12 protein-coding genes are annotated in these 8,274 nt (G+C 50.4%); 1 reads left to right on the top strand and 11 read right to left on the bottom strand.

What is annotated here, in order from left to right:
* Window positions 1–243: 243 nt before the first annotated feature.
* The 4 genes from P1P89_21020 to P1P89_21005 all read right to left on the bottom strand — a co-directional run bounded on the left by P1P89_21020 (window position 244) and on the right by P1P89_21005 (window position 2,719).
* On the bottom strand, window positions 244–873 hold the full coding sequence (locus P1P89_21020; protein ID MDF1593997.1) for an NAD(P)H-dependent oxidoreductase: 630 nt from the start codon (window positions 871–873) through the stop codon (window positions 244–246).
* Between the two features lie 115 nt (window positions 874–988).
* On the bottom strand, window positions 989–1,726 hold the full coding sequence (locus tag P1P89_21015; GenBank protein MDF1593996.1) for an aspartyl protease family protein: 738 nt from the start codon (window positions 1,724–1,726) through the stop codon (window positions 989–991).
* Window positions 1,727–1,749: 23 nt separating this feature from the next.
* Window positions 1,750–2,235 (bottom strand): asparaginase domain-containing protein, encoded by a 486-nt coding sequence (locus tag P1P89_21010; GenBank protein ID MDF1593995.1) that lies wholly within the window; start codon window positions 2,233–2,235, stop codon window positions 1,750–1,752.
* Entirely contained in the window at window positions 2,225–2,719 is a 495-nt protein-coding gene (locus tag P1P89_21005) for a DUF6314 family protein (GenBank protein MDF1593994.1), read from the bottom strand. The genes P1P89_21010 and P1P89_21005 overlap by 11 nt, the downstream gene beginning before the upstream one ends.
* Window positions 2,720–2,968: 249 nt before the next feature.
* Here P1P89_21005 and P1P89_21000 point away from each other — a divergent pair, with 249 nt between their 5' ends.
* On the top strand, window positions 2,969–3,340 hold the full coding sequence (locus tag P1P89_21000; protein ID MDF1593993.1) for a hypothetical protein: 372 nt from the start codon (window positions 2,969–2,971) through the stop codon (window positions 3,338–3,340).
* Between the two features lie 97 nt (window positions 3,341–3,437).
* Here the strand turns inward: P1P89_21000 and P1P89_20995 are convergent, their stop codons facing one another.
* The 7 genes from P1P89_20995 to P1P89_20965 all read right to left on the bottom strand — a co-directional run bounded on the left by P1P89_20995 (window position 3,438) and on the right by P1P89_20965 (window position 8,094).
* Window positions 3,438–3,668 (bottom strand): hypothetical protein, encoded by a 231-nt coding sequence (locus P1P89_20995; protein ID MDF1593992.1) that lies wholly within the window; start codon window positions 3,666–3,668, stop codon window positions 3,438–3,440.
* 18 nt (window positions 3,669–3,686) lie between these two features.
* Window positions 3,687–3,884 (bottom strand): hypothetical protein, encoded by a 198-nt coding sequence (locus P1P89_20990; GenBank protein MDF1593991.1) that lies wholly within the window; start codon window positions 3,882–3,884, stop codon window positions 3,687–3,689.
* Between the two features lie 84 nt (window positions 3,885–3,968).
* Window positions 3,969–4,631, bottom strand: coding sequence for a methyltransferase domain-containing protein (locus tag P1P89_20985; GenBank protein MDF1593990.1), 663 nt, complete (start codon window positions 4,629–4,631; stop codon window positions 3,969–3,971).
* 5 nt (window positions 4,632–4,636) lie between these two features.
* Window positions 4,637–5,395 carry a hypothetical protein gene (locus tag P1P89_20980; GenBank protein MDF1593989.1) on the bottom strand — a complete coding sequence of 253 codons (759 nt, stop codon included), beginning with the start codon at window positions 5,393–5,395 and terminating at the stop codon, window positions 4,637–4,639.
* Between the two features lie 20 nt (window positions 5,396–5,415).
* Window positions 5,416–6,243: an NAD(P)-dependent oxidoreductase gene (locus P1P89_20975; protein ID MDF1593988.1), complete on the bottom strand. Its 828-nt coding sequence runs from the start codon at window positions 6,241–6,243 to the stop codon at window positions 5,416–5,418.
* A gap of 12 nt (window positions 6,244–6,255) precedes the next feature.
* A complete protein-coding gene (locus P1P89_20970) occupies window positions 6,256–7,494 on the bottom strand; it encodes a threonine ammonia-lyase (GenBank protein ID MDF1593987.1) in 1,239 nt (412 codons plus the stop codon).
* Window positions 7,495–7,497: 3 nt separating this feature from the next.
* Window positions 7,498–8,094, bottom strand: a complete 597-nt coding sequence (locus tag P1P89_20965) for an NAD(P)H-dependent oxidoreductase (GenBank protein ID MDF1593986.1) — start codon at window positions 8,092–8,094, stop codon at window positions 7,498–7,500.
* Between the last annotated feature and the right edge of the window lie 180 nt (window positions 8,095–8,274).

The raw sequence follows: 8,274 nt of genomic DNA, 5'->3' as shown, positions 1-8,274 counted from the left end.
AAGGCGAGGTGAACCGCGCCGAAGCTCAACTGAGCGTAGGCGGGTTAAAGCTACGTCGCAATTCCGCTTTGATACCCTGCAGCTGGCTGCGGGGGGCTTCATTATTGCTTAATACAAAAGGGTTTGTGGAACAATAAAATATTACAGGAATCATACCCGAAAGGCATTCGGCAGGGCCCGATGGCCCCGCCGATTTGTCAACAACGGCCGGTTAAATACCCCATGACTGCAAAAGGGCATTCATCAGAAACTTTTCGCAAGATCCACGGCCTGTTTGATGGTCTCGGTTTCGTTCTTTTGAACCGTTTCAGGGGCTGAAAGGGTCGGCTCGATCACGATGGAACGAATATCTGAAAAACCGATAAACCCCAGCCACATCTCAACATATGGCTTCTGAAAATCCAGTGCGCCAACCGTATCATTGGAGCTGTATTCGCCGCCACGGGCGTAAAGCACCACGGCCAATTTTCCGGTGACCAGTCCTTTGTAGCCTTCCTGGGGTGAAAAACTGAAGGAAAGCCCGGGTTGTGTAATAATGTCAATGTAATGTTTAAACTGATAGGGGATTCCGAAATTCCACATGGGGACACTGAACACGTATTTGTCAGCGCGGCTGAAACGGTCAAAAATGGCGACGACCTCACGCCAGGCGGTTGCCTCTTCGGGGGTATGTTCCAGGCCGTGAAGGATCTGGTATTTGGCTTTAATGGTGTCCCCGTCAAATGGGGGCAGCTTGGTGGCCCACAGATCCAGTTTATCCACTTCATCCTGGGGGTGTGTTTTTTTATATGCATCCAAAAATGCATTTGTGATTTTGATGGAGCTAGAACGCTCTTTTCTGGGTGAAGATTCAATATATATAAGTTTGCTCATGGTTTACCTCCTTTCCTGCGGTTACCAATCGCGTTGAAAACCTGATTTTCAGGAAACGTTGTTTTTCAAAGAACATATACATTTCTGCAGATTTGTCAAAGCCCGGAATGCCCCTTCAAGGCTTCCATCTTATAACTTTCCTGTTGAAATCGATCGTGTACGCCAGATCCTTTAACAAATTCATTCCGAGTAGGCCGTCATGCTCCACCGCAGGGCCGGAATGCTTATAAATACCAACCATGAGATTCTCCACCTTATGGGGTCCAACGGCAACAAAATCAAGCTCGGCAAGTTTAAAGGGGACGGTTTTGCCGTCGGCAACCTGGGCCCGGGCTGTCTTGAACGGTATGATTTTCAACCGGTCTGCAATTTCCTGGTGCAGGGAAACGATGCTCGCGCCGGTGTCCAATAATAAAACAACTTCAATTTCAAAACCACCATAGCCGATAAGAACCGGAACCAGAACGTGGTTTCCTTTGGTCATGATCTTGGTTTCAGAAAAAACTTCTTCAGCCGCAGTGGCGGGAATCTCCCCGATACGTTTTTTTTCCAATTCTTTCATGCGAAGGATTTCCTGATCCCGCTCAAATTGTTCTTCCCGCAACCGCTCCGCCTCTTTGTGATCCTGTTCCAGACGAATTAATCTTTCGTTTTCCGGAAGATGGTCATATTTTTCCTGATAGTTCTGCCGTGCATCCTGATACTCCGGCGGGATTTTGTCGAGATCATCCACGTAATAGGTAACACCGTTTTTATCAACATATTTGAAAAACTCGGCAGCAGCCTGGGGCGCCAGCAGCGCCGCCGCCAGCAGCAGCGCTATGCAAAAGCACAATATTTTATCTGATTTCATCCGGCCCATATTCGTTGCGCTTTTTATTCGACCGGTTCAAAACGGTTTTGGTCGATATTTTTTCTGGTTTTGATCGGATCGAAAATTCTTCCATTCATGGCAATGTATACACCCGGCCTTAAAAGCTGCACCGCCGTTATGGCTGCAGCGATGTTAAAAACCGCATCGGTTTGCCGGAATTTAGCGGGCTGCATGGCGCCGGTTAATACAATGACCTTGTCGTTTATTTTTTTTAACACCTTTGCGGTAACCAGCATGGTGTCGGTTCCATGGGTGACCACAAAGTGACGGCCGGGATCCGACAAGATCGCTTCGTATATCAGGCGCCTGTCTGCGTCCGTCAACTCAAGGCTGTCTTTGCGCAAAAGCTGGATTACTTCATAATCGAGGGTTACATTGGCCTCGGCAAGCACCTCCACTATCTGGGGGGAGCCCACTTGAAATTCGTTTTTTCGGTCGAAATAGATCTTGTCGATGGTGCCGCCGGTTGTCACGATTTTAATTGTCATTTCGGTCTTCCTGATGTGTTTTGTCGGTTGAATAGGTGCAGTCGAGCGAGTCATTTTTTGCCGGCCCCAGGATTCTCCAGTTTAAAAGGATACGGTCGCCGGCAACGGAAAGACTTGCACTGTATCGGTCGGCCCCACAAACATGCGGCTGAAATGATGACATGGTGTTTGTGCCTATGGATCGGAAATCCACCAGATGGACCGGGTTGTCGGCGCCGTAACGTAAATGCGTCAGCCGGATGGTATCTTCCAAATCCGATAGCGACCATTGATAGATATTTCGAAAATCGATTGTTTGATGATCAGATGACGTCCACAAGCCCGCTTCATGGAATGTAATAACCCTGCTTCCCGTCATTGAAACCCCGACACTGCCTGCTGCAGCGGCGTTATTAAAGAAGCTGGATCGGTCTTTGGTTGCGGCCGTCAGTAGCAATGATTGCACCCGGCCGAGTAGATTCCAAATGTCTACAGCAAGCGTCATCACTTTATAACCTGTCAATATAATTACGTATCAATTTTTAACACAATTAAGTTTGTCTTTCAACAAAGAACCGAAAGATGATAAATAGTCCGGCATAAGTTTGCGTATCGGTTTTTTAATGCTTATGAATTATTCCTGATGATGTTCATTAAAGAGATGCCTGTGGATCTTCCCGGATTGAAATTTATGCAGCGAAGCCGCAATCCGGACACCGGATAACTGCTGTTTTACGGCTAAGGGAGCAAAATCATGAAAATCAACGATGTCTATGAGTTAATACCCTGGGAGGTGCTCAGAAGCTGGGCAAAAAGGGTAAAGTTTAACGAAAATATCATCAGCGCTAATTTCCCAAAATACCGTAATTGGACTGAAAAGGCTGTTTTCGCTGACTTTCTGCTGGATCATATCGATGAAGGGTTTAATTTTGCAAATGTATCTTATGCAAAGGCCGATCCCATTGCAGGAGACGATTTAGCCGGAACTGATTTGCTGGAGATCTATAAGGTCTATTTCGACAGCAGCCGGGCAGAAGAAGACAGCGCGGATCCTGAATTCCTGAAGGAATGGAATCAGAGGTTGGAAGAAATCGCCGCTTGTTTTAAAGAAAAATTTAAAAAATAGCCCTTGAACCCGACTGAATAAATCCGCCGGCGTCTACTGAATATCGAGCGCAAAAGACTCACGGACACATGAGCGGTGAGTCAGATAGTTTCGCAGTTTATGTCAGCCGGTAAGTTCCGTTGATCTTTTTCAAGCGCTGCGACAACCGCAGGGGCAGCTTGTGATGATAGCGGTCCTTTAGAAATTCCTGAAAATCCTGCAGCAATACAGTGCGGCCCTTTTGAAAACTTTTCAGCGCCGGTTCAGTGTTGTTTTTTAATTTGTTGTCCGCATCCGCCAGTCTTTCACCAATGTACCGATGTAGATCAAACAGGTAGTTGTATGCCATGGTCGGGTGTCCTTCAGTTCAATAATACCGCTGGGTGCTCAGGTCAAAATGGTCGGCGAGGTACCGGCGCAGCGCCTGTAATTCCTCGATCCGACCGGCGTAAAAATGTTTCCCGGCCTGATCGTTGCAGACATCAGCCGACCGTTGTCGGCTTTTGGCGTCTGTTAAGGCTTCGGTAATGTACGCATGAATTTCGGTTAAAAATTGATTCGGCATAATATTGTCTCACACAGGCGAAAACCAGTCAAACCTTCGGGCAGGGTCTTTTATTCCCATCGAAATTTGTCCTGCAGTTGCATTTCAAGCCTTTTGCACGATATTCAGTCCGATATTCCCCCGGCCGGCGGTGTCATGGCCCGCGACAATCAACCGATGCTTTTTCAAAAGCGGCGTCAGTCCGCCGGTTTCCATAAAATTCCGATAATTATCATAGTGCGGCCGTCCGGCTGCCATTTCAATCAATGAGATGACGCTTTTAAACAGCCGGCCCATGGGCCTGTTCGGCCGTCCGGCGCGATAATCGATAATTAAAATCCTGCCGCTGTCCTTTAAGACCCGTCTGGTCTCCGCCAGGACGGCCGTTCGGGTATCCGGCGGGATTTCATGCAACATCATGGACAGCAGAATCAGGTCGAAGGCTTGATTGCGATAGGGCATCCGGTCGGCATTCCCTTGCGACATATTCAGCAAACCCTGAAATTTTTTCCGGGCCGCTGCAATCATACCGCCTGAAATCTCAACGCCGAAAACGCTGCACCCATAATACCGGTATAGATTTAATTGGGCCCCGGTGCCGCAGCCCGCGTCAAGGACGACCATACCCTTTCGGGGCGGCCATAACTTCAGGGCTTTTTTCTTCCAGCGGATGATGATGGGATCAAGGCAGGCACCGTATAGGCGCGCGCTTTCCGCATAAGGGTCGTTTCGGGATTTCGATCGAATAGGGATAGAGGGGTTTTTCATCCGCATCATTCTGATTCTGTCCCCAGGAGCGCCATCAGGTCGTTCTGGCTTAAGACCGTGAGGCCGGACGAATGGGCCGTTTCAATATCATCCGGACCGATGAACCCCCATGATGCCAAATACAGAGCCAGCTTTTTTTGGGGTTTATTGAAACGGGCATCCAGGTCCTGCAGATTCCTGAGCGAATCGTCGATAAAACGAAACGGTCGATGGCCAAAGCGCTTGATGAGTTTATTCAGGTTTAACGTTTTGGTGGCGCCGTCGTCGCCGGCGTAAATGTTTTCCCTTGAAACGTTCAAGCCAAAATGCCGACATTGTCTGAACACCGCTTCGTGGTTCTTGTTGGTTAAAATAACCACATGTTCGCCGCCGCGTTTTATCAGCTCGTTCCAGACGGGCTGAAACGGCCGGTTGAGGGAAAGCCAGCGCTGACTGTCTTGTTCGGCAAATCGGTTGCGAGTGGCATAAAAACGGTCCGTGCGGCTGATCAACGGCTCCGCGGTTTTGTCTATGATACCCAGAAACTCGTCTCGTGTCAGCAGTTTGTCCGGACCGGTACGAAACGTATCCAGAGACCACTGCATCAGCGGGATGACATCCCCGGCCGGTTGAAAGTGAAAGCGGTTGCGTTTGAACAGACCGACCAAGCCCGGGGGGAGCGCGTCGATTTCTTGAACCATTTTTCCGGTTACGGCATTATAGGCACTGACCGCTACTTCATCAAGGGAGTTTAATAGGACGCCGTCAAAATCATATATCCACATGGTTGTGTGTCCGCTTTCCGTTACAAATAGAGATCGGGAATCAATGCGTCCTTATTGCCGGGTTCGACGGCATAACGGTCAATATCTTTAACCCCGTGTTCCCTGAGGACTTGCTCATCAATCAGAGACTGTCCGGTCAGGGCGCATTTTTCTGTTGTGATGATCGCATAGGCTGCGTCGGCCATGATGTCTGGTTTGCGGCAATTTTTGAAAAGATCGCGGTTGCCCACGGCAAATTCGATGGCTGCGGTGGCGATGATGGTCCGTGGCCACAGGCAATTCACCGCAATTCCATAGGGATTAAATTCGGCCGACATGCCCAGGCTGAGCATGGTCATGCCGTATTTGGAAAGGGTATAGGGCGCATGATCCTTAAACCACTTCATGTCGAGATTGATCGGTGGTGAAAGGGTGAGGATATGCGGGTTGACGGATTTTTTCAAAAAAGGCAGCACCGCGCGCGAGCAGATAAAAACCCCCCGGGAGTTGACCGACTGCATCAGATCATAGCGGTTCGGCGGCGTTTTTTCCACGCTGCTCAGGCTGATGGCCCCGGCATTGTTCACAAGCACGTCAATGCCGCCGAATCGATCAAGGGCCGCCTGCACCATGTCGTCAACCTGGTTTTCAAGGCGGATATCCACCTGAAAGGGTAAAGCCCGGCCGCCGGCCGCCTCGATTTCTTCGGCCGCATCATAGATGGTGCCTTTTAATTTGGGGTGCGGCTGGGCGGTTTTTGCCGCCACCACAATATTGGCCCCATCCCGGGCAAATTTTACGGCCATGGCGCGTCCGATGCCCCGACTGGCGCCCGTGATAATAATTGTTTTTCCCTTTAAATCGGCCATAATATAACTCCTCTATTTCTCAGGTGTCATGCGGTCTGCCGGTCCTGCCCCGGCCAACTCGGCTTTATAATTGGATAGAGACAGGAGGTTCATTATTTCTTTGATATGACTGCTCCCAAGGGTCTGCAACACAAATTCCACCTCCACCAGCCTCAGCGCCAGATTCGTAAAAGCGCGCTGGTGCTGAATTTCAATTATGTTGGCGTTGCTTTGTCCCAACAGATGCGTGATTTCGGAAAGTGCCCCGGGCACATCCGGCACGCTGACCCGCAGCCGTACCAGCCGCCCGGATCGTACCAGACCGCGCTGGATAATGGAAGACAATGAGAACAGGTCGATGTTTCCGCCGGACAGAACCAGGCCGACTTTACGGCGTTTAAACCTTTCGGGTTTAGCAAGAAGGGCAGCCAGGCCGACGGCGCCGGCGCCTTCAACCACTGTCTTTTCTACTTCCAGAAGGAGCAGGACGGCCGCCTCGATTTGGCTTTCTTCCACCAGCAGAATTTCATCTACAAACTTTCGAACGATGGGCAGCGTGAGGGCGCCCGGCTGGGTGACCGCGATTCCCTCGGCAAACGTAGCCGTTTCGCATTGGATGGGTGCACCCTCAAGGGCTTGGACCATGGCGGGAAAGCGTGAAGTCTGAACGCCGATGATTTCAATGTCGGGTTTCAGCGCTTTTGCGGCGATGGCATTTCCGGCGATCAGCCCGCCGCCGCCCACGGGTATCACGATTTGTTCGATGTCCGGAAAATCATTGAGCATCTCCAGTGCGATTGTCCCCTGGCCGGCGATAATTTTTTCATCGTCGTACGGGTGTATCAGCTTTAAACCCCGGTCTTTAACCAGTTCCAGGGCATAAGACCGGGCGTCCGCCAAAGCGTCTCCGTAAAGAAGGACCTCGGCGCCGAATGCCCGGGTGCGGGAAACCTTGACGCTGGGTGTAAAACGGGGCATGACAATCGTTGCCGGTATCTTCAGGCGCTGGGCATGGTAGGCAACCCCCTGGGCGTGGTTGCCGGCCGACATTGCGATCACACCGGCACGGCGTTGTTCAGCCGACAGGGATAAGAGACAGGTCAGGGCGCCGCGTTCCTTGAAGGAAGCGGTAAACTGGTGATTTTCGAATTTGAGGATGACATCCGCCCCGGTTATCTGCGAGAGCGTTTGGGAATATTCGCTGGTGGTGCGGATGATGTTGCCGGCCAACAGATCGGCGGCCTGGCGGATGTCTTTAAATTCAACGGTCAAGATTCATCCTTTCGGAAAATAATGATTGATGGTTATTGTGACTTCTTCCAGCCACGCCGTTCTCTGGGAGGGGGTACTGGTCACCATTACCGCAAAATTACGGCGATGGAAATTTCTGACACCGCATAGGCCGAAGATGCAGTTCTGCCACAGCGTCTGGAGCGGGTCGCCGAATTCGTCCGATTCTCTTTGCGGGGGCGTGTTTGATGTATTGAAAACAACAGCAGCGACAGCCCGCAGGAGACCGTTCGGAATCCCCTCGCCGTTGTCGCCATCCATAAACTGATAAGCGATGTCCGGCCGCATGACCCGGTCCACCCAGCCCTTTAAAATGGCCGGCGGCTGGCCCCACCAGTTGGGATGGACGATGACGATGCCTTCGGCGGAACCGATTTCGCGGCAGTGTGCGTCAATTTCCGGTGTAAGTTCAGCGTCGGCGAAAACTTCGTGGTGTGGAAGGATCGGATCAAAGTTCTCATCATACAGATCGTGGAAGAAAGCCTTGTGGCCGTTTAATGTCAACTGGTCGACGACGCACTGGGCGATGGCATGATTGAAGCTCTTTTTACGGGGATGAGCCAGTATGACTGAAATATTCATATACGTTTTAATTTCATAGGGTATACCGAAGCAATGTCACTTTTCAAATGACCGTCAGCGTAAGTCTAAAACGGTATGTCCGACCTTGCAAGCGTTTTAATTTAAATGGGTGCGGCTCTTTTAAAACGACCCTATAAAGTAGTAATAATAGCGAGTTAGACAGTTTATGGACCCAAGCAT

The sequence above is a fragment of the Desulfobacterales bacterium genome (assembly GCA_029211065.1).
Lineage (GTDB): Bacteria > Desulfobacterota > Desulfobacteria > Desulfobacterales > JARGFK01 > JARGFK01.
Note: the sequence above shows the minus strand (reverse complement) of the source record. Positions and strands in the feature narration are given on the sequence as shown.